This window comes from Amycolatopsis orientalis DSM 40040 = KCTC 9412 (assembly GCF_000478275.1).
GTDB lineage: Bacteria > Actinomycetota > Actinomycetes > Mycobacteriales > Pseudonocardiaceae > Amycolatopsis > Amycolatopsis orientalis.
This window is the reverse complement of record NZ_ASJB01000028.1, coordinates 341,708-364,181: the sequence shown is the minus strand read 5'-3', so window position 1 is coordinate 364,181 and position 22,474 is coordinate 341,708. Positions and strand designations below refer to the sequence as shown.

The 22,474-nt window shown below is 70.1% G+C and carries 19 protein-coding genes; 14 read left to right on the top strand and 5 right to left on the bottom strand.

The genetic code is table 11. The annotated features are described in order from the left end of the window. Nucleotides 1-51: 51 nt before the first annotated feature. From L324_RS08085 to L324_RS08045, 9 genes are all read left to right on the top strand, one after another. The gene (locus tag L324_RS08085) at nucleotides 52-1,332 is read left to right on the top strand and encodes an ABC transporter substrate-binding protein (RefSeq protein WP_037305399.1); all 1,281 of its coding nucleotides are present in this window, start codon (nucleotides 52-54) and stop codon (nucleotides 1,330-1,332) included. Further along, a complete protein-coding gene (locus L324_RS08080; RefSeq protein WP_037305398.1) occupies nucleotides 1,332-2,261 on the top strand; it encodes a carbohydrate ABC transporter permease in 930 nt (309 codons plus the stop codon). Before L324_RS08085 ends, L324_RS08080 begins: the two co-directional genes overlap by 1 nt. An 8-nt stretch (nucleotides 2,262-2,269) precedes the next feature. Next, nucleotides 2,270-3,154, top strand: a complete 885-nt coding sequence (locus tag L324_RS08075; protein ID WP_037305397.1) for a carbohydrate ABC transporter permease — start codon at nucleotides 2,270-2,272, stop codon at nucleotides 3,152-3,154. Nucleotides 3,155-3,171: 17 nt separating this feature from the next. Further along, nucleotides 3,172-4,548, top strand: a complete 1,377-nt coding sequence (locus L324_RS08070) for a GH1 family beta-glucosidase (protein WP_037305396.1) — start codon at nucleotides 3,172-3,174, stop codon at nucleotides 4,546-4,548. A 258-nt stretch (nucleotides 4,549-4,806) separates the two neighbouring features. After that, on the top strand, nucleotides 4,807-5,310 hold the full coding sequence (locus L324_RS08065; protein WP_235783441.1) for a hypothetical protein: 504 nt from the start codon (nucleotides 4,807-4,809) through the stop codon (nucleotides 5,308-5,310). Beyond that, nucleotides 5,280-6,692, top strand: a complete 1,413-nt coding sequence (locus L324_RS08060; RefSeq protein WP_037305394.1) for a hypothetical protein — start codon at nucleotides 5,280-5,282, stop codon at nucleotides 6,690-6,692. The genes L324_RS08065 and L324_RS08060 overlap by 31 nt, the downstream gene beginning before the upstream one ends. Then, a complete protein-coding gene (locus L324_RS08055; RefSeq protein WP_037305393.1) occupies nucleotides 6,689-8,059 on the top strand; it encodes a VWA domain-containing protein in 1,371 nt (456 codons plus the stop codon). The genes L324_RS08060 and L324_RS08055 overlap by 4 nt, the downstream gene beginning before the upstream one ends. Before the next feature lie 19 nt (nucleotides 8,060-8,078). After that, nucleotides 8,079-9,191, top strand: a complete 1,113-nt coding sequence (locus L324_RS08050; protein ID WP_037305392.1) for an ATP-binding protein — start codon at nucleotides 8,079-8,081, stop codon at nucleotides 9,189-9,191. After that, complete coding sequence (locus L324_RS08045; RefSeq protein WP_037305391.1) at nucleotides 9,188-11,944, top strand: DUF5682 family protein; 2,757 nt, start codon at nucleotides 9,188-9,190, stop codon at nucleotides 11,942-11,944. Before L324_RS08050 ends, L324_RS08045 begins: the two co-directional genes overlap by 4 nt. A gap of 49 nt (nucleotides 11,945-11,993) precedes the next feature. On the opposite strand, the gene L324_RS08040 is transcribed toward L324_RS08045, so the two are convergent. Further along, nucleotides 11,994-13,460 carry a carotenoid oxygenase family protein gene (locus L324_RS08040; RefSeq protein WP_037305390.1) on the bottom strand — a complete coding sequence of 489 codons (1,467 nt, stop codon included), beginning with the start codon at nucleotides 13,458-13,460 and terminating at the stop codon, nucleotides 11,994-11,996. Nucleotides 13,461-13,543: 83 nt separating this feature from the next. On the opposite strand from L324_RS08040, the gene L324_RS08035 reads away from it, so the two are divergent. Beyond that, complete coding sequence (locus L324_RS08035) at nucleotides 13,544-14,263, top strand: TetR/AcrR family transcriptional regulator (RefSeq protein ID WP_037305389.1); 720 nt, start codon at nucleotides 13,544-13,546, stop codon at nucleotides 14,261-14,263. On the opposite strand, the gene L324_RS08030 is transcribed toward L324_RS08035, so the two are convergent. Further along, on the bottom strand, nucleotides 14,247-14,852 hold the full coding sequence (locus L324_RS08030) for a TetR/AcrR family transcriptional regulator (RefSeq protein WP_037305388.1): 606 nt from the start codon (nucleotides 14,850-14,852) through the stop codon (nucleotides 14,247-14,249). The genes L324_RS08035 and L324_RS08030 overlap by 17 nt on opposite strands. A 90-nt stretch (nucleotides 14,853-14,942) precedes the next feature. Here L324_RS08030 and L324_RS08025 point away from each other — a divergent pair, with 90 nt between their 5' ends. Beyond that, entirely contained in the window at nucleotides 14,943-15,815 is an 873-nt protein-coding gene (locus L324_RS08025; RefSeq protein ID WP_037305387.1) for an alpha/beta fold hydrolase, read from the top strand. Here the strand turns inward: L324_RS08025 and L324_RS08020 are convergent. Continuing rightward, a complete protein-coding gene (locus L324_RS08020) occupies nucleotides 15,797-16,405 on the bottom strand; it encodes a TIGR03086 family metal-binding protein (protein WP_037305483.1) in 609 nt (202 codons plus the stop codon). The genes L324_RS08025 and L324_RS08020 overlap by 19 nt on opposite strands. Before the next feature lie 70 nt (nucleotides 16,406-16,475). On the opposite strand from L324_RS08020, the gene L324_RS08015 reads away from it, so the two are divergent. Continuing rightward, on the top strand, nucleotides 16,476-16,904 hold the full coding sequence (locus L324_RS08015) for a MarR family winged helix-turn-helix transcriptional regulator (protein ID WP_037305386.1): 429 nt from the start codon (nucleotides 16,476-16,478) through the stop codon (nucleotides 16,902-16,904). Nucleotides 16,905-16,910: 6 nt separating this feature from the next. Here L324_RS08015 and L324_RS08010 read toward each other — a convergent pair whose 3' ends face one another. Further along, entirely contained in the window at nucleotides 16,911-17,537 is a 627-nt protein-coding gene (locus tag L324_RS08010) for a YaaA family protein (protein ID WP_037305385.1), read from the bottom strand. A gap of 86 nt (nucleotides 17,538-17,623) precedes the next feature. On the opposite strand from L324_RS08010, the gene L324_RS08005 reads away from it, so the two are divergent. Together L324_RS08005 and L324_RS08000 are read left to right on the top strand one after the other, a co-directional pair. Continuing rightward, a complete protein-coding gene (locus tag L324_RS08005) occupies nucleotides 17,624-20,635 on the top strand; it encodes a DEAD/DEAH box helicase (RefSeq protein WP_037305384.1) in 3,012 nt (1,003 codons plus the stop codon). Beyond that, the gene (locus tag L324_RS08000; RefSeq protein ID WP_037305383.1) at nucleotides 20,628-21,341 is read left to right on the top strand and encodes an SWIM zinc finger family protein; all 714 of its coding nucleotides are present in this window, start codon (nucleotides 20,628-20,630) and stop codon (nucleotides 21,339-21,341) included. Before L324_RS08005 ends, L324_RS08000 begins: the two co-directional genes overlap by 8 nt. On the opposite strand, the gene L324_RS07995 is transcribed toward L324_RS08000, so the two are convergent. Next, nucleotides 21,325-22,365 (bottom strand): enoyl-CoA hydratase/isomerase family protein, encoded by a 1,041-nt coding sequence (locus L324_RS07995; RefSeq protein ID WP_037305382.1) that lies wholly within the window; start codon nucleotides 22,363-22,365, stop codon nucleotides 21,325-21,327. The genes L324_RS08000 and L324_RS07995 overlap by 17 nt on opposite strands. Between the last annotated feature and the right edge of the window lie 109 nt (nucleotides 22,366-22,474).

The window sequence follows — 22,474 nt, the reverse complement described above, 5'->3', positions numbered from 1 at the left end:
CGGTCCCCGGCCGCGGTGTCCCCGTGCGCCCCGCAGAACAACGGAGATCTCATGCGCCCGAAAACGAGGAACCGCCGTACCCGCCTGCTCGCCGGGGTGTGCGTCACCCTGGCCGCGGTCACCGCGCTGAGCGCCTGCGGTGACGACGGCGCCGGCGGCGGCAAGATCAAGCTCAGCCTCGGCCTGTTCGGCAACTTCGGCTACAGCGAGCTGCTCAAGGAGTACCAGGCGGCGCATCCGGACATCGAGATCACCGAACGGACCGCGGCCTATTCCGACCACCACAAGAACATCGCCGCGCATCTCGCCACCGGCGGGGGAGCCGCGGACATCGAGGCGGTCGACACTGGATACGTCGCGCAGTTCAAGGCCACGCCGGACAAGTTCGTCGACCTCAACACCGTCGGCGGCGACAAGCTCAAGGATCGCTGGCTGGACTGGAAATGGTCGGCGTCGCTGGCCAAGGGCGGACAGCAGATCGGTTACGGCACCGACGTCGGCGGCCTGGCCATCTGTTACCGCCGCGACCTGCTCCAGAACGCCGGACTGCCCGCCGATCGCGACGCCGTCTCCGCGCTCTGGCCGACCTGGCAGGCGTTCTTCGACACCGGGAAGCGGTTCCAGGCCAAGGCGCCGAACGGGGTCAAGTGGATGGACGGTGGCCCGACCGTGCTCAACGCGATCGTCGGCCAGGCGCCGGTCGGGTACTACGACCAGAGCGACAAGATCGTCTTGGAGGGCAACCAGGCGCTGCGGCAGGGCTGGGACCTTGTCGTCGACGCCGTCAAGGCGAACCTGAGCGCCGGGCTGCTCTACAGCACGCCGACCTGGAACACCGGCTTCACCCAGGGCCAGTTCGCCACCGTCACCTGCCCCGCCTGGATGATGACCAAGATCAAGGACCAGGCGCCGGACACGGCGGGTAAATGGGACGTCGCGACCGTGCCCGGCGGGGGCGGCAACTGGGGCGGCTCGTACCTGACCGTCCCCAAGCAGGGCAAGCACACCAAGGAGGCCGCCGAACTCGCCGCGTGGCTGACCGCGCCCGAACAGCAGGCGAAGGTCTTCACCAGCCAGGGCCTGCTTCCCTCGACGCCGTCGCTCTACGACGATCCGAAGATCACCGGCTACACGAACCCGTTCTTCTCGGGCGCACCGGTCGGCAAGCTCTTCACCGACGCGGCGAAGAAGCTGAAGCCGCAGTACCAGGGCCCGAAGGCCGGTGACGTGCAGACGGAGTTCGGCAGCGCGATGCAGCGCGTCGAGCAGGGCAAGCAGGACGGCGCGGCGGCGTGGCAGCAGCTGGTCGGTGACGTCGCGAAGATCAAGTGATGGCGGGAAAGACGCTGAGCTTCGCCGACCGGCGGCACAACTGGGACGTCAAGCTGTCGCCGTTCGGCTTCATCAGCCCGTACTTCCTGATCTTCGGGGTCTTCGGGCTGTTCCCGCTGCTCTACACGGCGTTCGTTTCGCTGCAGCAGCGCAACCTGCTCGACGCCGAGGGCGCCACGTTCATCGGTTTCGGGAACTACGAACAGTTGCTGTTCCACGACCCGTACTTCTGGAACGCGATGGGGAACACGGTCAGCCTGTGGCTGCTGACCACGATCCCGCAGATCCTGTTCGCGCTCGGCATCGCGCACCTGCTCAACCGCCGGCTGCGCGGGCGGACGCTGTTCCGGATGGGGATGATCCTGCCGAACATCACCTCGGTGGCGGCGGTGACGATCATCTTCGCGCAGCTGTTCGGCCGGGACTTCGGCCTCGTCAACTGGGTGCTCGGCTGGTTCGGTGCCGGCCAGATCGACTGGCAGGCGGGCACCGCCAGCTCGCACACCGCCATCGCGGCGATGGTGGTGTGGCGCTGGACCGGCTACCACGCGCTGATCTTCCTCGCGTCGATGCAGGCGATCCCGTCGGCCCTGTACGAGGCCGCCACCCTCGACGGCGCCCGCGGGTGGCAGCAGTTCTGGCGGATCACCGTGCCGTTGCTGCGGCCGCAGATCATCTTCTCGACGGTGATCGCGACGACCGGGAACATGCGGCTGCTCGCCGAGCCGCTGCTGTTCAACCCCGGCACCGCCGCCGCGACCGGTGGCTCCGACCGGCAGTTCCAGACGGCCGCGCTCTACCTCTACGAGCAGGGTTTCACCAAGTACGACTTCGGCTACAGCTCGGCGATCGCGCTGGTGCTGGCGGTCGCGACGATGCTCGTCGCGGGCGTGTCGTACCTGGTGACCCGGCGCATCCAAACGGACTGAGGAGCGAAATGACCTCCGTGCTGACCCCCGCCGCGCCCGCGCCGCCGGTCCCGCCAGGGCGGGCCCGGCGGCTCGTGCGGCGGGTCGCGAGCCCGTGGACCTACGCCGCGCTGATCGCGATCCTGGCCGGTTCCGCCTTCCCGGTGTACTGGTCGCTCGTCGTCTCGTCGCAGACCCCGGAGGCCGTCGGCAGCGTGCCGCCGGTCCTGGTACCCGGCGGGCATCTGTTCGAGAACATCGCCCGCGTCTTCGACGAGACGGATTTCGCGCTGGCACTGGGGAACTCGCTCATCGTCGCGGGCACCATCACCGTTTCGGTGGTGCTGTTCTCGACGCTCGCCGGGTTCGCCTTCGCCAAGATGCGCTTCCGGGGACGGACCGCGCTGCTGCTGCTCGTGGTCGCCACCCAGGCGATCCCGACCGAACTGGGCGTCGTCCCGCTCTACATGATGATGGCCGATTTCGGCTGGGCCGGGCGGCTGGAGGCGGTGATCGTGCCCGGCCTGGTCACCGCGTTCGGCGTGTTCTTCATGCGCCAGTACTTCGAACGGGCGCTGCCGCTGGAACTGCTGGAGGCCGGGCGGATGGACGGCTGCGGATCGTTGCGGCTGTTCTGGCACGTGGCCCTGCCCACCGCCCGCCCGGCCGCGGCGGTACTCGGCCTGTTCACCTTCATGCAGGCGTGGAACGACTTCTTCTGGCCACTGGTGGTGCTGGTGCCGGAGAACCCGACCGTCCAAACCGCACTGTCCACTTTGGCCAGCGGCTACACCACCGACTACACCCTTGTGCTCACCGCCGCGACCATCGGCACCATCCCCGTCCTCGTCGTGTTCCTGCTGTTCGGCCGCCAGATCGTCGGCGGCATCATGCAGGGCGCGCTCAAGGGCTGACCCTCCCGGAGTTGACCGTGACATCCACCTTCCCGCCCGGCTTCCGCTGGGGCGTCGCCACCTCGGCGTTCCAGATCGAGGGCGCCACCCGATCCGATGGACGCGGACCGTCCATTTGGGACACTTTCGCGACCGTGCCCGGTGCGGTGGCGGGCGGCGACACCGGCGAACCGGCGGCGGACCACTACCACCACTGGCCGCGTGATCTCGCCCTGCTCACCGGCCTCGGCGTCGACTCCTACCGGTTTTCGGTGTCCTGGCCCCGGATCCAGCCGTCCGGGCGCGGCCGCGTCGAACGGCGGGGGATCGACTTCTACCGGCGCGTCGTGGAAGCGTTGCGGGCGCGGGGGATCGAGCCGTTCCTGACGCTGTACCACTGGGACCTGCCACAGGCGTTGGAGGACGAAGGCGGCTGGCGTGCGCGCGACACCGCCGAGCGGTTCGCCGAGTACGCGGCGCTGGTGCACGACGAACTCGGCGACGTCGTCGACCAGTGGACGACACTGAACGAGCCGTACCCGTGTGCGATCGCGGGTTACGGCGAAGGACGGCACGCGCCTGGTGCGCGGGAGGGGCACGGCGCCCTCGCCGCGGCCCATCACCTGCTGCTCGGCCACGGTCTGGCGACACGGGCGATGCGGGCGCAGGCGAGGCCCGGGCACCGGTTCGGGATCGTGCTCAACCAGTCGCCCGCGGTGCCGGTGTCCCCGTCGGCGGCGGACATCGCCGCGACCGCCCGGCAGGACACGCTGCTGCGCCGCCAGTTCACGGACCCGCTGTTCGGCGGCCGGTACGCGCCCGGGCTCACCGCGATGTTCGACGGCGTCTCGGACTTCTCCTTCCGCCGCGACGGAGACCTGGAGACGATCGGGCAGCCGCTCGACTACCTGGGGGTCAACTACTACTACCGGCTCCACGTCGCCGACGCGCCGCACCGCGAGCCGGACCCGGCCCGGCGCACGGCGGCCGACATCGGGGTGGACACGACCCGCCTGCCCGACGTGCCGCGGACGGGGATGGGCTGGCCCGTCGAGCCCGACGGCCTGACCGACGCCCTGGTCGGCCTGCGCGACGAATATCCGGGGCTGCCTCCGATGTACGTCACCGAGAACGGCTGCGTGTACCCGGACCTCGCCGACGAGCGGGGTTTGGTGGCCGACGACCAGCGCATCGCCTTCCTGCGCGAGCATGTCGAAGCGGCCCGGGCGGCCGTGGCGGCTGGGGTCGACCTGCGCGGGTACTTCTGCTGGTCCCTGCTGGACAACTTCGAGTGGGCGCATGGGTACAAGCACCGATTCGGGCTGGTGCACGTCGACTATCCGACCCAGCGGCGCACCCCGCGGGCCAGCTACCACTGGTACCGCGACCACATCGCGGCGCACCGCACCCCCTGATCCCGTGATGTGGGCCCTGTGGTCCTGACCGCGGGGGGCTGAAGGGGCCCTTCGCCGCATGCGATGCGGTGAAGGGCGCTTTCGCCGCATGCGATGCGGTGAAGGGCCCCTTCAGCCCACGCCACCCCGCAGCTGCCCCCGCCGCCGGGCGCGAGCGCGCACCTCAGGAGGGCTCGCGGCGGACCTGATCGGAATTGTCGGTGCCTCCCGCTAGGTTCTTCCCAGTCCCCACCGAGGCGCCCGCAAGGAGAAGATGCGTTGTCAGACTGGGAAAGAGCGAGTACGGCCAGGGTGCTGCCACCGGCCCGCCCGCGCAAGCTCGCGAAGGTCCCGTTCGTCGAACTGGCCGACGGACGGGTGCAGGGCGTGGTGTCCAGCGGATCGGACATCGGGCGGGTGTACGTCTCGTCGGTCGCCGCCGGTACGTACGAATTCGCCTGTAGTACCAACAACAATCGTCCCTGCGGTGGCGCGAGGGGCATGTTCTGCAACCATATCCTCGCGTTGCTCAACGAAGCGGCGCTGCAGTACGGCGTCGAACGGGTCGCGCGGTACCTGCGGGTGGAGGTCGCGGCCGAGGAGCTGACGGCGCAGGCCGTTTCGCAGGTCATGATCGCCGCACGTCCGTCGCAGGGGGACAGCACCGCCGCCGCGTCGGTGTTCAGCCAGTTCCTGCGGCATCTGGCGTATCTGGAGTTCGAGCCCTCGACGGCGCCGGTGCCGGAGCTGCAGTGGTTCCCGCCGACCAGGGCGGTGGGATGATGCGGATCGATCTGCTCACCGATCCCGTCGCCGGGCTGGACGAGGCTTTGGCGGCGGTCGACGCCTTCGATCACGTGCTGGTGGGCGGCTTGTCGCGGCCACAGAACGTCGCCGGGCTGACCGAACTGGCCGACGCCGTCGCGGGTTCGCCGCTGGCCGCGCGGGTCGCCGAGGCCGCCGAGAAGGCCGCCGCCGGGGCCGCGGGGGAGGAACACTTCGTTTCCCTTGCCGCGGCGAGGATCGCCGTGTTCGGCTCGGTGCACGACGCGCTGCTCACCCGGCTCGCCGAGGCCACCGGGCGCCCGTCCGGCGAGGAGGTCGTCCCGGGCACCGGGGAGGCCGGGTCACCGAATCTGCTGGCGGCCGCCCGGTCCTGGCTCTCCGATCTGGCCCGCGCCGGATGGCGGGGTCTCGAGCACGACCTCGTTTCGGCCTCGGCACCGGTGATTTCCGCGCTGCTCGCCGAACCCGGCCTGCGCCGCCCGGCCGTCCTGCTCGACGGCTTCGCGGCCGAACTCGCCGCGTCCTGTCCTGGAGCTGCGCTGGACCGCGTCCCGGTCCGGCGCTGGGGTGATCTCTGGTCACGCGGAATGCTGCTGACAGTGCCCGGCGTCGCGGCGACGCCTGTCGCCGGCACGGTGACGGGCCGCCTCCTCCCGCTCGGGGTCGACCTGCTCGAACACGCGACAGCCGCACAAGCGCAGGTCCACGCGGTGTTCGAACCGGAAGACGGCGGCGCGGCGCGGCTCGTGCGTGCGAGTGTGACGGCGCCGAAACCGGACACGGTCATCGGTGCGGGGATCTGGCAGCTGCTGCGCCCGCGGCTGTCCCTGCTCGCGGCGGTCAGCGAGGGCCGCTCGATGGACATCGTCGACATGTCGGTCACCGCGGAAGGCGATCTTCTGTGGGGGGACGAGCAGGCCCGGCCCGGTGAGGCGGCGGACGCTTTCGCCACCGCGCGGGTCGCCCTGTCCACCGCCACCGCGCCGGTGGTCGCGCCACTGGACCGGCATCCGGCGCGCATCGCCGTTCCGGTCTTCCTGGAGGGCTACACCACCGAGGGCGACGAAGACGCGCTCACCTTCGTGTTCGCCGGGAACCGCCTGGCCGTCGACACCGATCGAATCCCCGCCGCCGGTCCACTGACCCCGAAAGCGGTCGCGGGTTCCGGCGCGTGTGTCGGCCTGATCCGCTGGGACGACGGTGGCTTCCGGCTCCAGCCGCTCGCCGTCGAGACCACCGTGCGCAAGAAGACGACGGCCGTGCACGCGGGAGCGTGGGCGGGCGGCACCACGGACAAGGCCGGGGTGAAAGCCGAGAAGGCGGCCACCGACGCCGCGGCCGTACTGCGGGAACGCGCCGGAAGGCTGTTGCGGAAATGACCGAACCCGAGGACAACCGCCGCCAGGTCCTGTACTGGCGGCTGCTCGCCCGGCTCTTCGACACCAACGAGCAGGCCACCCTCGAATCGGCGGGCATGGCCGTGGTCGAGGACATCGGCCTGCCTTCCGCGGTGCTGGACCCGAACGTCGCCGTCGACTCGATCGTCCAGCGCCATCCCGGCCTCGCCGCCGAATTCGACGGGCTGATGGTCCCCGAAGCCGGGGAAGGCCGGGACAAGGCCGCGGAAGTACGGCGTGCGGCGCTGGTGTCGAAGGTGCTGCTCAACGTCTTCGCCGCGGCACCCGCCACGGTGACGGCGGGGCAGCTGTCCCGCTGGCAGGCCGACGCGGGCTGGCTCGAACGCGCGCTGGGCTGCCGTCCGGGTGAACTGCGCGGTGGCCGTCCCGGCGGGACCCCGACCGGGCTCGGCGGCACCGGCGGGGGCGGGACTCCCGATCTGAGCACGCTGCTTCCGGCGATCGGCCCGGAACTCGGTTCGATCGAGGCCGACCTCGTCAAACGGATGCGCCTGCGCGAGGTGCTCGCGGATCCCGCGCTCGCGGCGAAGCTGACCCCGAGTATGTCACTGATCGAACAGTTGTTGCGGGACAAGGACAATCTGTCCGGGGTGGCGCTGGCCAACGCCAAATCGCTGATCCGCCGCTACGTCGACGAGATCGCGGAGGTCCTGCGCACCCAGGTCGAGAAGGCGTCGACGGGCAAGGTGGACCGGTCGGTCCCGCCCAAACGCGTGTTCCGCAATCTCGACCTCGATCGCACCATCTGGAAGAACCTCACCAACTGGAGCCCGGAAGAGGAGCGGCTCTACGTCGATCGCCTGTATTACAAGCAGACCGCGAAGAAGACCACGCCACAGCGGCTCATCGCGGTCGTCGACCAGTCCGGTTCCATGGTCGACTCGATGGTCAACTGCGCCGTGCTGGCCTCGATCTTCGCCGGACTGCCCAAAGTGGACGTTCATCTGATCGCCTACGACACCCAGGCGCTCGACCTCACGCCATGGGTGCACGATCCGTTCGAAACCCTGCTGCGCACCAATCTCGGCGGTGGCAACGACGGCATGGTCGCGATGGAGCTGACCCGGCCGAAGATCGCCGAACCCGCCAACACCGTGGTGGTGTGGATCTCCGACTTCTACGAGACCCGCGTCGAGCAGCTTTTCGAGAACATGGCCGCGATCCACCGGTCCGGGGCGAAGTTCATCCCGGTCGGCTCGGTCACCAGTGCCGGCCGCGGCAGCGTGAACCCGTGGTTCCGCGAGCGCTTCAAGGATCTGGGCACGCCGGTGATCTCCGGCCACATCACCAAGCTCGTCCACGAACTCAAGACCTTCCTCACCTCCTGAACTTCCCGAAAGGCAAGACATGTCCGACGTCCTGCGCGCCCCCGCCGAACTCAAGTACGCCGAAGAGCTGGACTGGCTGGAGTCGATCGACGACAGCCCCAAACCGTTCGCCTGGCGTCTGTCCCCGAAGATGGTGCGGTTGTTCGTCCTCGGCGCCGAGCGCGCCGACGGCCTCGACCGCGAGATCTCGCAGAAATGGTTCGGCGACCGGAGCATCGTCGAACGCGCCATCGTCACGCTCGCCTCCGACCGCGGGCTGCTGCTGATCGGCGACCCCGGCACCGGCAAGAGCTGGCTCGCCGAACTGCTGGCCGCGGCGATCTCCCGCAACTCGACGCTCGTCGTGCAGGGCACGGCGGGGACCACCGAAGACCACATCAAGTACTCGTGGAACGTGTCGATGGTCATCGCGAAGGGACAATCCCGCGAGTCGATGATCCCGTCGCCGATCATGACCGCGATGGAGGCCGGATCGATCGGCCGCTTCGAGGAGCTGACCAGGTCCACCAGCGACGTGCAGGACGCGCTGATCTCGATCCTGTCCGAGAAGTACATCTCGGTGCCGGAACTGGACAGTGACGGCATCGTCTTCGCCAAGCCCGGCTTCTCCGTGATCGCCACCGCCAACAGCCGCGACCGCGGCGTCAACGATCTGTCCTCCGCGCTCAAGCGCCGGTTCAACTTCGTCCGCATCCCGGTGGTGACGAACAAGAAGAGCGAGGCGGAGATCGTCCGGTTCCGCACCGAGGAACTCCTGCGCCGCCATCAGATCGAGCTGGATGTGCCGCCGACGCTGCTCGACGTGCTGCTGCGCAGCTTCGGCGACCTGCGCGCCGCGGCGGCCTCGGCGGGCAGCGACGACGAGAAGCTGGAGTCCGCGCTGTCCACCGCCGAACAGATCGGCGTACTCGAAGACGCGGTGCTGCACAGCAACTTCTTCGGCGAGCGGGCCTTGACCGCCCGGACGCTCGCGTCGTCGCTGGTCGGCTCGCTCGCCCGTCGTGAGCCGGAGGATCTGGCGATTCTCAACAAGTACCTGCACGGCGTGGTCGAGCCGCGCAGCAAGGACGAAGGCGGGGATTGGCCGGAGTTCCTCGACGGCGGCCGCGACGCGATCGCCACCCTCTCGTGAGCGGCGCCTTCGAGGCGCTACGCGGCCAGTTGCAGGAGGCCGCGGCCGCCTTCGCCGACGGGCCGGGCGCGCTGGAGGGCATCCTGCTCGGCCTCGTCGACGACGTCGACAGGGCCGTGCGGGAGCCCTTGGAGATCTTCCCGGTCTGCCACCATTCCCCGGCTTCGGCCGTGGCGATGGCACGGCGGCTGCGGGAGAAGCAGCCGAAGGTCGTCTACCTCGAACTGTGCGAGGACATGGCCCCGTTGCTGACCGAGCTGCGCAACTGCCGTCTTCCCGTGGCGGTGCAGGCGTTCGCGACCGAGGTGAAGGGCTTCCCCGCCGAGTGGGCTCCGCTGTCGGTTGTCGCGCCGATCACCGAGGCTTCCGCCGAGTACCAGGCGATCGCCTACGCGCTGGACACCCCGGGTGTCGAGCTCGTCCTCGTCGACCGGTCGGCCGACCACGTCTTCCAGTGGGACGAACGCGAACCGCCCGCGGAGCCGGACGCGGCACCCGCCGAGGAGGAGGCCGCACTACACGGTGACGCGGTCGGTGTCGAGATCGGCGACCTGCGGCCACGGTTCGCCGAACTCGAGGATCACCTGCTGCGGCACGGACGGGTGCGGCACTGGTCGGAGTGGTGGCACCAGTACGTCGAACTGCCACTCGGGGACAGCGACCACGACACCTACCGCCAGGTCATGTTCCTGATCGGCAGCCTGTTCCGGCGGCTCGCACCCGGCGACACCCGCCAGGTGCGTGTCGACGAGGACCGCGAGCGCTACATGTGGACCCGCATGCGCGAGCACTTGGCCGCGTCGGGCGCCGATCCCGCCGACTGCCTGTACGTCTGTGGCGCTTTCCACGCGGCCAGCCGGGTCGCGGAGTTCGGTGCCGAGGGCGCGGACGGGTTCGTGATCAGCCCGCGCAGCGCGAGCACCTGGCAGTACGGCCTGATCCCGTCGAGCCACGCGTCGATCGAGGCGCAGTTCGGCCTGGCAGGGGGTTCGGTGTCGATCGCCGCGACCGAGTGGGCGAAGAACCTCAAGCGCACCCGGGTGAAGCAGTTCCAGCTCGACGGTCAGGTGGGCGGACCGAAGCGGAAGAAGACCGTGGAGCTGCCCTCGCCCGCGCAGGATCCGGCGCCCTCGGATCACCTGTCCGGATTCCTGCGGCGGCCACCGGTCCTGGACAAGCTGGACGAGGCCGAGTTGCTGGGCTGGTCGGTCGAGATCGTGCGCGCGGCGCGCCGCAACGGATACCTGTCCTCGACGGCGGACGCCATCGCGGTGTTCGAGACGTCGATCCTGCTGGCGGGCCTGCGCGACCGGGCGAAGCCGACGCCGTACGACTTCCAGGACGCGGCGGTCACCTGCATCGAGAAGGACGTCGTACCCGGCAGGCGCGACGTGCGCCGTCTCGTCGAGATCATGATGGGCGGCGACCGGATCGGGCAGGTCGGGTACGACGCGCTCCCGCCGCTGGCGCGCGACGTGCACGACAGGCTGGAACCGCTGAACCTCAAGCTGCAGCAACGAGGCGTGCAGCGGGCGCTGCTCGACATCGCCTCGCGGCCGGAGCTGGAGCCCTGCTCCGATCTGCTGTGGATGCTGCGGTACCTGATGCCCCAGGGCGCGGCCCGCCCGATCATGGGGGAGCGGCGGCTCGGGGAGCGGCCGATCCAGGAATCGTGGGATCTGGCGCTGGGCACCCATCAGCGAGCCCTCATCGAGCTGGGTTACGAGGGCGTCAGCATCGAGCAGGTGCTGGAGCAGCGGCTCCGGCGCGCCGCCTACCACCCGCGGGCCACCGCGGCGAAGGTGCTCGGTGCCGTCGAGGACGCGACGCTCTATCTTCGCAGCGCCCGGCTGGCGGGAGAGCTGGGCACCCGCGCGCTGGAGGTGCTGGCGACGGAACGCACTGTCGACGGCGCGCCGGAAGTGCTGCGGCGGGTGCGCCGCCTCTTGGCGCACTACCGGACCAGTGAACCGGTCCTGCCCCGGTGGATCGAGGAGTTCGTCAGGACGGGGTACGCGCACTACTGCACCCTGCTGCCGGTGGCCTTCGCCGACGAGGAGGCGGGGGTCGAGCAGGTCGCCGCGATGCTCGGCTTCCTGTTCAGCATGGAGGCGCTCGCCCTGTCGCTGGGCTGCGACCGCACGCAGCTGGAGCTGGCGATCGCCGGTTCGCATCCGCGGGAGCCGTCGAAGGTGGCGCTGTTGTGGGCGGCCCAGGTCCAGCTCGGCAGGCTGTCGCGCGCGGAACTGCGTGAGCGCTGCGCCGGGCTGCTGGCCAATCCCTTGGTGCTGCCCGCCTATCCGAAGTATCTCAGCGGGTTCGTCCACGCGCTGGAACCGGCGCCGGGGCTGGCCGACTTCGTCGTCGAGGCGGTGTCGAGCGCCTTCGCCGAACTCCCGGACAGGTTGCTGCTTCCCTGGCTGCCGACGTTGATCACCACACTGCGGTCGCGGGGCGCGGAACTCGTGCCGCTGCTCGTCCGCGAGGCGGGACGGCTCTTCCCTGGCCGTCTGGCGGCGCTCGACGAATGGGTCCCGCCATGGAAGACCCAGCCGGAACTCCCCGCGGCACCGAGGAAAGCGGGCGGGAGCGGCCTCGCGCTCCTCGCCGCGCATCCGGCGGCCTGCGACGCCGTCGCGAGCTTGCTGGGCTGTGACGAGCCGTGGGGGAGCACCGTGTCCGGAGGCTTGGACCTGATCGAGCGGTACCCGGATTCCGCCGCCGCGCTGGAGGAGGTGCTGACCGGGGTGTGACCCGACGGCGTGGTCACCGGCGTGCGTACGCCGGTGACCACGCCGATCGTCAGTCGGCCACCCAGCTGCCGTGGAAGCCCAGCGGCACGGGCCTCGGCAGGTGGACGCGCGCCAGCGGTTTCGCGGTGAAATCCTGGGCCGAGAGGATCACCAGATCCGAGGCGTTCCGGTCGGGGTTGTTCACATAGGCGAGGGCATAACCGTCGTCCTCGGCCCGGCTGTGTGACGACGGCACGAAGACCGCTTCGCTCGCGTCGGCGCCCTTGCCGAAGCGGTGCACTTCCGAGCGCCCGTTGTACAGGTCGTGCTTGATCAGGGCGTTGCCGAAGGAACCGGCGGGCTTGTCCAGATAGACGTCGAAGAGCTCACCGGGCGAAGCCGAGTAGCCGTACCGGTGCCGCCGCGACACCAGGCTTTCGTTGACGCGCGGGAACTCCTGCGGCCGGTCGTCGAGGACACGGCGCCGCACCCGGCCGCGCGCCAGGTCGATCGTCCAGCGCTCCAGCACCGGCGGACCGGACGCCGACGGGCCGCCGAAGCCCTGGTTGCCCGCCACCTCGAAGGGTGCCGGCATCGTGGTCAGGTCGATCACCACCGTCGAACCCTGCTCGTAGGCGTTGAGGGTGTGCGAGTAGAACACCGGGTCGACGGGGAACCAGCGGACCGGGCCGCCGTCGCGTTTCATCACCCCCACCCTGGCGGGATGGGCCGTGTTCCATTTGTAGGGAACGACCTTGCCCGGCCGCGGGTCGAAGGTGACCGGCACGTCGAAGACGACCACGTAGTTCTCGGTGAGCCCGAAGTCGTGCATCATCGGACTGTCGGTGACCGGGATCCGGGTGGTCCGCACGACGCGGCCGGTCCGGTCGACCATCAGGTGCCGTACGTGATCCCACGTCGGGTGATAGGTCACCGCGTGCAGTTCGTCGGCGCGGGCGTCGAACTTGGTGTGCGCGGTGTAGGAGCCCTCGAGCGAACCGCCGAAGTCGAACGGCCCCAACGTGTTCAGCTCGCCGTCGAGTTCGTACGGCGGTGCGCCGGACTCCTGCAGGGTGAGGATGCGGCCGTGGTGGCTGATCACATGCGTGTTCGGCGCGAAGTCTTCGGCGGGCACCGGCCACGGGTACCGTTCGCCGAGTTTCGCCGCGACACCGGACGAACGCACCCACCGGTTGCGGTACCACTCGGCCTTCCCGTCGCGCAGCCGGACGCCGTGCACCATCCCCTCGCCCAGCATCCAGTGGTGGGCGCGCGGGTCTTCGAGTCCGAGCACGTTCGGCCCGGTGCGCAGGTATCGCCCGCAGAGGTCCTTCGGGATGCGGCCCGTGACGGGCAGGCCGAACGCGGTCACCTCCTCTTTCACCGGTGTGAAAGCACCTTCGACGAAGGGGTACCGCGGCGTCGCCGGTGCCGGTGCGGCGAACGCGGTCCCCCTGCTGCCGGCCGTCGCGGCGACTCCGCCGATGGCCAGCGCGGCCGCCCCGCGGAGCACGTTCCGCCTGGTCGGTTCGGTCATGGTCGATCCCCCAACTCGTCAAGTAACTGTGTATGCCATGAACAGTGTATGCCTTTACCTGTTTTGGGTGCAACAATGCGGCCATGGACGACGTGGAGATCGAGTTGCTGCCGCCGGGCACCGCGCTGGCGTGGGGTCACGCCCCGGCGCCCCGGCGTGGGCCGAAGCCGGGATACAGCCTCGAGCAGATCGTCGACGCGGCCATCGCCCAGGCGGACGCGGAGGGCTACGCCGCACTGTCCATGCCGTCGATCGCCAAGCGACTCGGTATCACCGCGAACGCGCTTTACCGCTACCTGAGCTCCAAGGAGGAACTGCTCGTCCTGGTGGCCGAGGCGGCTTGGGGGCCGCCGCCGGAGCCGCCGTCCGGCGACTGGCGCGCCGCGGTCACCGCCTGGGCGCGGGCGCTCCTCGAACGCTGCCGCCGCCATCCGTGGCTGATCGACCTGCCGGTGCGGAGGGCGCCGAGTACGCCGAATCTGCTCGGGTGGCTGGAGAACTTCCTCGCGGGGATGGCGGACTCGGGGCTGAGTGCCCAGGACGTGACCGGCTGCGCCGTACTGGTCGACGGCTGGGTTCGCAGTACGGCTTCCTTGCTCCGGGACGTGAACGCGAGCCCGCCTGATCAGGTCCGGGCGCTGAGCGCGTTCCTCAGCCCGCGCCTCGAAGGGCGGGGCTATGCGCGCGTCGCCGCCGTGATTTCCGGTGAGGCGTACGGCGAGGAGGGCATGGAGGAAGCCGACGTCGAGTTCGGCCTCGGCCGCATCCTCGACGGCATCGAGGCGCTCATCGAACGCCGGTGAACACTCCGTCGAGCCGGTAGTCGACGATCTCTGCCGCGCGCTCGGCCGTGTAGGCGCCGACCATGATCCCCGTGACCAGACCGGCGGACATCGTCGCGAGCGCGTCCGCCTCGAGCAGGGGGTCGAGGCGGACCGGGACGGCACCTTTCTCCTGGGCCGCCTTGAGCAGGCCGGCGATCGCGTGGACCAGGTGGGGCAGAAGTGGTTCCTGATCGGGAGCTTGGCTCCCGCGCGTGACGTCGACGGCGAAGTACGCGATCTGGACCGCGGCCAGCATGCGGCGTCGCTCGCCGTCCGGCAGGACGGCGGTCAGGTAGGCGCGCACGACGGTGCGTTCGTCCCCCGTCTTCATCGCCTCGCCGATGGTCTTCCCGGCGATCTCGCCGGTCAGCTCGACGACCCGCTGCCAGGCGAACCGCAGCATCTCCTCCTTGGTGGGGAAGTAGTACTGGACCAGGTTCATCGAGATGCCCGCGTCCGCGGCCACCGCACGCAGGGTGACCGCCTGCAGGCCTTGGGCGGCGGCGATCCGGAAGAGGGCCTCCGCGATTTCGCGCCTGCGCGCTTGGTGGTCGACACGTTTCGGCACGCGATCACTCTGCCATGCCGGCGAGGGCTGGCAGGAACGGCCACCCGCTGTTATGGTGCAAGTGCACCATAAAAACTTCGAGGAGGTCCGATGCCGGGGGAGTTCACCGACAAGAAGGCCGAGGAGCGCTTCTTCGCGACCTATGACGCGATCTTGCGGAAGTGGCCGGTGCCCGCCGAGGAACGGGACATCGAGACGAGATTCGGCCCGACCCGGGTCCGGAGTTGCGGTCCGGAGGACGGTCCGCCGATCGTGCTGCTTTCCGGCGGAATGGGCACCTCGCTGTCCTGGTATCCGCATATCGCCGAACTCGCCGCCCGGCACCGGATCCACGCCGTCGACTCGATCGGCGAGCCGGGGCGGTCGATCCAGACCGCCCCCATTGAGTCCACAGAGGACTGCGCGGACTGGCTCGCCGAGGTCGTCGAGGGGGTCCTTGCGGGAACCGGTCACGAAAAGGTCCACCTGGCGGGCGTTTCGCGGGGCGGCTGGCTGGCGCTGAACCTGGCTTCCCGGACGACCGGCCGGATCGCCGGTGTCGTCACCATCGAGGCCGCGGGATTCGGCACGATCGGCCGCAGCTTCATCTGGTGGAGCTTCCGGGAGATCTTCCTCTGGTTCCTGCCCCGGTGGCTGCTCCGGCTGGTGGCGTCCGGCGATCCGGACGTGCGGCACACCGTGCGACCCCTGCTGTTCGCCGCGCTCAAGTACAAACAGCGGCTACCCGAGATGCACCTGTTCAGCGACGAGGAATTGTCGGCGATCGACGTACCCACCCGGATCATCGTCGCCGAACGCAGTGTCATCCACCGTGCCCGCGAGGTGGCGGCCCGGCTCGGCTCGCTGAATCCGCACATCGAAGTCGAAGTCGTTCCCAAGACCACACATGGGTTGTCCCTCGAGAAACCGGAGTTGGTCACCGCCCGGATCCTCGAGGCTGTGCGTCACGCCGCGGCCACCTGATCCGGCCATGACGGCGAACGGCCCAGCAGTGCGACGATCGTGTCCAAATCGGACGGTCCGGTCGCCGCGACGGCCGGGCCGAAGGCGGCGCCCGGCGCCTTGCGGTTCTTCCCGTCGGGGATCGACTTGGCGAACCTCAGTCCGGCGTCGAGCACCTCCTGCTGGAACTCGACCGGCAGGCCCAGGGTCTTCGCCACGTCCCACGAATGCACCAGGTAGTCCACAAAATGGAACCCCAGCGCCTGTTCGGCGGTGAAGGTGACTTCGGTGGAGAACTCGGGAAGCAGGAACCTCCGGTCGGTGAGGTCGTGGGGGACGAAGGCGTTCAGCACCCGCTTGACCGACGCGCGGTAGGTGGCGATGGGGTCGTCGCCCAGCGGGATCAGGCGCCAGTGTTCGAGACCGCCTTCCCCCTCGGCCGCGGCCGCGAAACCGTGGTGCTGCGTCGCCATGTGCGCCAGCAGGCCGTGCAGGGTCCAGGCGCTGCACGGGGTCGGCTTCGTCAGGTCGGGGGGAGTGATCTTCGCGACGAGGTCCAGGCTCGTCCGGGTCACGATGGCGTCGAGGATGCGGAGTTCATCGATAGGCATGCGCATATCATCTACATATGCGTACGAGTTCGTCAACCGGTTCCGCGACACCGGTCGGTATGGTCTGCGCATGGCGGAGCAGAGGAGGCCGGATCTCGCGGCGATGCTCGGCGGGCTGATGCGACGGCTGATGAACGCCGAGCAGCCGGTGCTGGCCGAGCACGGGCTGACGATGTGGGGTTACGTGGTGCTGAGCGCGCTCGACGACGGGCCGGTCCGCACGCAGGCCGCGCTCGCCAAGGCGATCGGCGCGGACAAGACCCGGATCATCGGCACCCTCGACACGCTCCAGGACGACGGCCTGATCACCCGCGAGCCGGATCCGAAGGACCGCCGCGTACGGCTGCTGGGGATCACCGACGCGGGCCGCGCCGCGCGAAGGTCGGCCCAGTCGAAGATCCAGGCGCAGGAAGAACGTTTGCTCGGACGGCTGCCCGCGGGCGACCGTGGGGCGTTCCTCCGTGCGGCGCGCCTGTTGTCCGAAGCCGAGTGGCCGTGACGGCGTTCACCCGAGTACTTCGGTGACCATGCCCGGCGGGTAGTCCGACGGCGAGCGGCGCCACCACGCGCTGAAGGCCCGGGCCAGCCGCCGCGGCACCTCGATCTGCGCACCGCCTCCGTGGAAGTCCATCGTCACCAGGACGGCGGAGAACTCCGTTCCGCCCCAGGGGATGCGCCGGATCAGCTTCGCGTAGTCGGCACTGGCGGACACGAACGTGACCACCTTCGTCGCGCTGATCCGGCGGGCTTCCCCGAGGACGGCGTCTTCCAGTACGCCGGAGGGCCAGTCGCCGAGCTTGAGTTTCCGGTCGTAGTACGAGATCGGCTCGTCGGCGCGCAGGATGCCGTAGCCGCCGCTGAGGATCAGCGTCCGCCCGTTCTCGACGGCCTCGCCCAGCGCGGGGCCCACGTTCCGGTAGAAATGCCCGGTGTAGCGGAGCCACGCGGGCCGCAGCCCACCGTCGTCGACCCGGGACCTCGCCAGGACCCCGGCCCGCGCGCGAAGCATCGTCTCGGACCAGACCGTGCCGGTCCCGCCGGACGCGTCACCGCCCCGGTTCTTGCCCTTCGAACAGCCGAGGATCGTCAGCGCCTCGCGCGGATCGATCGCGTTCAGTACGGATGCGCCCACCGGAGGAAGCCTATCGGGGTGAGGCGCTGACCGGACGCTGATCGGCCACGGGCATGCTGGAGGGACCATATCGTGGAAGGGGGAGCATGCCGCCACTCGTCGTGCACGGTTTGTGGTCCCCTGGCCGGGGGATCGTGCTCTGGGGCGAACACGGCGACCGCCCGGCGACGACGTCGATGCGGCCGTCGAACGCGGCCCGGCCGCATCCGTTCGCCGCGTCGGTCGCGGATCTGACCGCCCTGCACCCCGGCAAGCCGGCGTCGGCCGTCCTGCTGCTGCCGTCGCGGCCCGGCGGCCCGGTCGCCTCACCCGAGCTCGGCGTCCGTGGCCGCCCGCAACGGGAACTGACACTGGAACCCTGGTCGGTGCCGGCGCTCCTGATCGACCCCTCGGAGCTGGAAGACCTGGCCGAGACGGTCGGCTACGGCTCTTCCGTCCGGCATCTCCGCGCCGTCGTCCGGCTGGCGGACGACCTGGTGCGCCGAGGCCGGGTGCTGCCCACCCTCGTGCGCACCGAGCTCGTGGCGCGAGCACGCTGGCGGCCGGTGGCCAGGGGCGGCGACGCGGTCGCGCTCCGGACCCTGATCGCGGCGACCCCGCCGGTCGGCCGGGCCGAACATCCCGGAGCGGAGCCGGCGGCGCTCGTCACCGACGCCCTCCGCACCCTGGTCGACGCCGCCGTCCGCGAGCGGCTGGCCGCCGCGGGGCACGCCACGGAAAGCGACGGCCGCGAGGGGCCGTTCGGATCGTGGCTCCACGCGCTGACCAGCGCGGACGACCGGGTCAGCCAAGCGCCGGGCCGGATGGGGATCGTCGCCGAGGGCATCGCGGCCTGGGACGCCGTCGGCGACACCGACCTCACCGAGGGCACCGTCTGCCTCCGGCTCGACGAGGTCCCCACGCTGTACGGACCGGTCGACGACCCCGACGACCAGACCGGTGACGGCACCAAATGGCAGCTGCGGTTCTTGTTGCGCTCCACGGCCGATCCCAGCCTCCTGCTCCCGGCCGAAGATGTCTGGTCCGGCAAGGCGGGCGCGAAGTTCACCGACCCGGAAGGCCTTTTTGCCGCCGAACTGGACCGGGCCGCGGCGGTGCTGCCGATGCTCGGCCCGGCGGTCCAGGCCGAGAAACCGGGCCTCTACGACCTCACCGTCGCCGAAACCGTGGAGTTCCTCGACGGTGGTGCCGAAAAGCTGGTCGCGGCCGGCTTCGACGTCCAGCTCCCGGCGAGCTGGGGCGGCAGGCGGAAGCTCGCGCTCAAGCTCTCCGTCCGCGGCGCGCCCGTCGACCAGGCCGCGGTGCACCGCCTCGGCCGTGACCAGCTCGCCTCGTACCGCTGGTCGCTCGCCGTTGGGGAGGACGCGCTGACGGACGAGGAACTGGCCGGGCTCGCCGCCGCGAAGTCGTCGCTGGTGCGGCTGCGCGGGCGGTGGGTGAGCGTCGATCCGGAACTGCTGCGTGCCGGCCTCGAATACCTGCGCCGCGACCCGGGCCGTGACAAGCCGCCCCTGCCGACCCCGGCGGAGATGCTGGCGCTGCTCCACGGGTTCGACGACGCACCGCTGCCGGTCACGGAGGTGACGACCGACGGCTGGATCGACGACTTCCTCACCGGGCGCGTGCACCGGGTCGTCGAACCGGTCGAACCGCCGCCGACGTTCCTGGCGACCCTGCGGCCGTACCAGAACCGGGGCGTCGCCTGGCTCGCGTTCATGGCTTCCCTCGGCCTCGGCGCCTGCCTCGCCGACGACATGGGCCTCGGCAAGACCGTCCAGCTTCTCGCGCTCGAAGCGATCGAGCGGGCGCGCGCCGACGTCGGCCCGACGCTGTTGGTCTGCCCGATGTCATTGCTCGGGACATGGCAGCGGGAAGCGGCGAAGTTCGCCCCTGACCTGCGGGTCACCGTGCACCACGGGGCGTCCCGGGAGCACGGTGCCCGGCTGGCCGCGCGTGTCGCCGCCGCCGATCTCGTCGTCACCACCTACTCGACCGCCGCCCGGGACGCCGACGAACTCGCGGGCACCCGGTGGCACCGGCTCGTTCTCGACGAGGCGCAGGCGGTCAAGAACCAGAACACCGGTCCGGCGCGGGCGCTGCGCCGGATCCCGGCGGGCCACCGGGTCGCCCTGACCGGGACACCGGTGGAGAACCGGCTCGCCGATCTCTGGTCCCTGTCGGATCTGCTCAACCCCGGCGTGCTCGGGAGCAGGCAGGAGTTCCGCGAGCGGTTCGAGGTGGCCATCGAACGCCGGGGCGACGCGGCCGCGGCCACCGAACTGCGCCGGCTGACCCGACCGTTCCTGTTGCGGCGGCTCAAAACCGATCCCACCGTGCTCGCCGACCTGCCCGAGAAGATCGAGATCGTCCAGGAATACCGCCTCACCCGCGAACAGGTGACGCTCTACCGCGCGACCGTGGACGAGATGATGACCAAGATCACCGACAGTGCCGGGGTGAAACGGCGCGGCAACATCCTCGCCGCGATCACCAAGCTCAAGCAGATCTGCAACCATCCCGCGCATCTGCTGCACGACGGGTCACCGCTCGGGGACCGCTCCGGCAAGGTCACCCGGCTCGAAGAACTCCTCGCCGAGATCCTGGATTCGGGTGACCGCGTGCTGTGCTTCACGCAGTACGCCGAGTTCGGGCATCTGCTCGTGCCGCATCTGTCGGCCAGGCTCAACGCGAAGATCGCCTACCTGCACGGCGGATTGTCCCAGCGGCGCAGGGATTCGATCGTCGAGCATTTCCAGTCCGGCACCGGGCCGTCGATCCTGATGGCGTCGCTGAGGACCGGGGGAGCGGGCCTGACCCTCACCGCCGCCACCCACGTCCTGCATCTGGACCGGTGGTGGAATCCGGCGGTCGAGGAGCAGGCCACCGACCGCGCCTTCCGCATCGGCCAGCGGCGGAGCGTCCAGGTGCGGAAGTTCGTCTGCCCCGGCACCATCGAGGAACGGATCGACGCCGTCATCACCAAGAAGGAGTCATTGGCCGGACTCGTCGTCACCGACGGGGAGGACTGGCTCACCGGACTGTCCGCCGATTCGCTGCGGGAAGTCTTCACCTTGGGACAGGAGGCGGCCGATGACTGACCGGTTCCGTCGCGCCCTAGACGAACTCGGCGTCCACAAAGGACTCGTCCCGCCCTGCCGCGTCGACACGCTCACGGTCGGGCCCGCCGCCGCCGTCGCCCGGATACGCGTGACCCGGCAACGGTTCTACGAGGTCCGCATCGGACTCCCGACCTTCGGCAAGCAGGTGTGGACAGCGGTGACCGCGGCCTTCGCGGAAGACGAGGACACGACTGTGGCCCTGCTCGACGGTCGGGTCCCGGACGATATCGAACGCTTCTTCTTCGCGGAGCAGGTGCCGCTGTTCCCCGAGGGGGCTCGGGAACTGTCGCTCGACTGCACGTGCCCCGGCACCCGTGTCCCGTGCGACCACCTGATCGCCGCTCTGATGGCGCTGGCGGAGCAGAACGACACCGATCCGTTCACGATCTTCGCGCTCCGCGGCCGTGACCAGGCCACCCTGCTCGAAGACCTCGGACGGCAGGCGGGCGCGCGGGTCACGGCCCCGTCCACCGACGCGGAAGCACCGGGCCTCGCCGAGGTCATGGACGACTTCTTCGGCTGGGGCCCGGCGGGCGACGTCACGCGGGTGAGCGCGCGACGACCTCAGGCCGGGGCGGCGCTGGGGCTGCTCGGGGAGGTGCCGCCGCTCGCGGCGACGGTGGACGGGACCTCGGTCACCGAACTGCTGCGGCCGCTGTACCGGACGCTCACCGGCCAGGAATGAAAAGTCCCGGTTCGTCGTCGCCGAGATCGGCGAAGCAGGAGCCGACCAGCGTGTCGTCCACTTCGGACAAGGTCGCCGGGGACCAGCGCGGGGAACGGTCCTTGTCGATGATCTGCGCGCGGATCCCCTCGGCGAACTCGGCCGTGCGCAGCAGGTGGTACGAGACGCGGTATTCCTGCGCCAGCACGGATTCCAGATCGGGCAGCGTCGCCGCGGTGCGGAGCGCGCGCAGGGTCACCTTCACCGCCGTCGGTGACTTGGCCTCGATCTCCTTGGCGGCGGTGGCCGCCGCGCTGCCCGCGGAGTGGAGCCGGGTGAGGATCTCCTCGACCGTGTCCGCCGCGTAACAGTGGTCGATCCACGCGGCGTCCGCGGCGAGATCGCTCGGCGGCGCGGGTTCGGTGAGCAGCTCCAGTGCGGCGTCCGGCCCGTGGGACGCGAGCGCGTCGGGCAGCTCGGAAATCCGGGCACTGGGCAGGAAATGATCGGCGAGTCCACAGTGGATCGCGTCGGATCCGCCGATCGACCCGGCCGTGAGGGCGATATGCGTGCCGAGTTGCCCGGGCGTGCGGGACAGCAGGTACGTGCCGCCGACGTCGGGGACGAAGCCGATGCCGACCTCGGGCATGGCGATCCGGGAGCGTTCGGTGACGATCCGGTGGCTGCCGTGCGCGGAGACGCCGACCCCGCCGCCCATCACGAGACCGTCCATGAGCGCCAGGTACGGCTTGGGGTAACGCGAGATCAGCGCGTTCAGACGGTATTCGTCGGCCCAGAACCGCAACGAGGCTGTCCCGCCCGCCTTGGCGTCCTCGTGGATGGCGCGGATGTCGCCGCCCGCGCAGAGCCCGCGTTCCCCGGCTCCGTCGATCAGCACGGCGTGGACCGCCGGATCGGAACGCCAGGCCTCGAGCTGTCCGGCGATCGCGCGGACCATGCCGTGGTTCAGCGAGTTGAGCGCACGCGGCCGGTTCAGGGTGATCCGGCCGATTCCACTGTGGACGAAGAACAGGACGTCGTTCATGAAGCCTCCCGTGGACATCCTAAAGTAGGAAGTCCGACCAATTTGCGGGGGCCCGGCCGCGGCGGAACCGGTCCGGTCACACCGGCCAGACCGGTGGAGATGCGAGGGG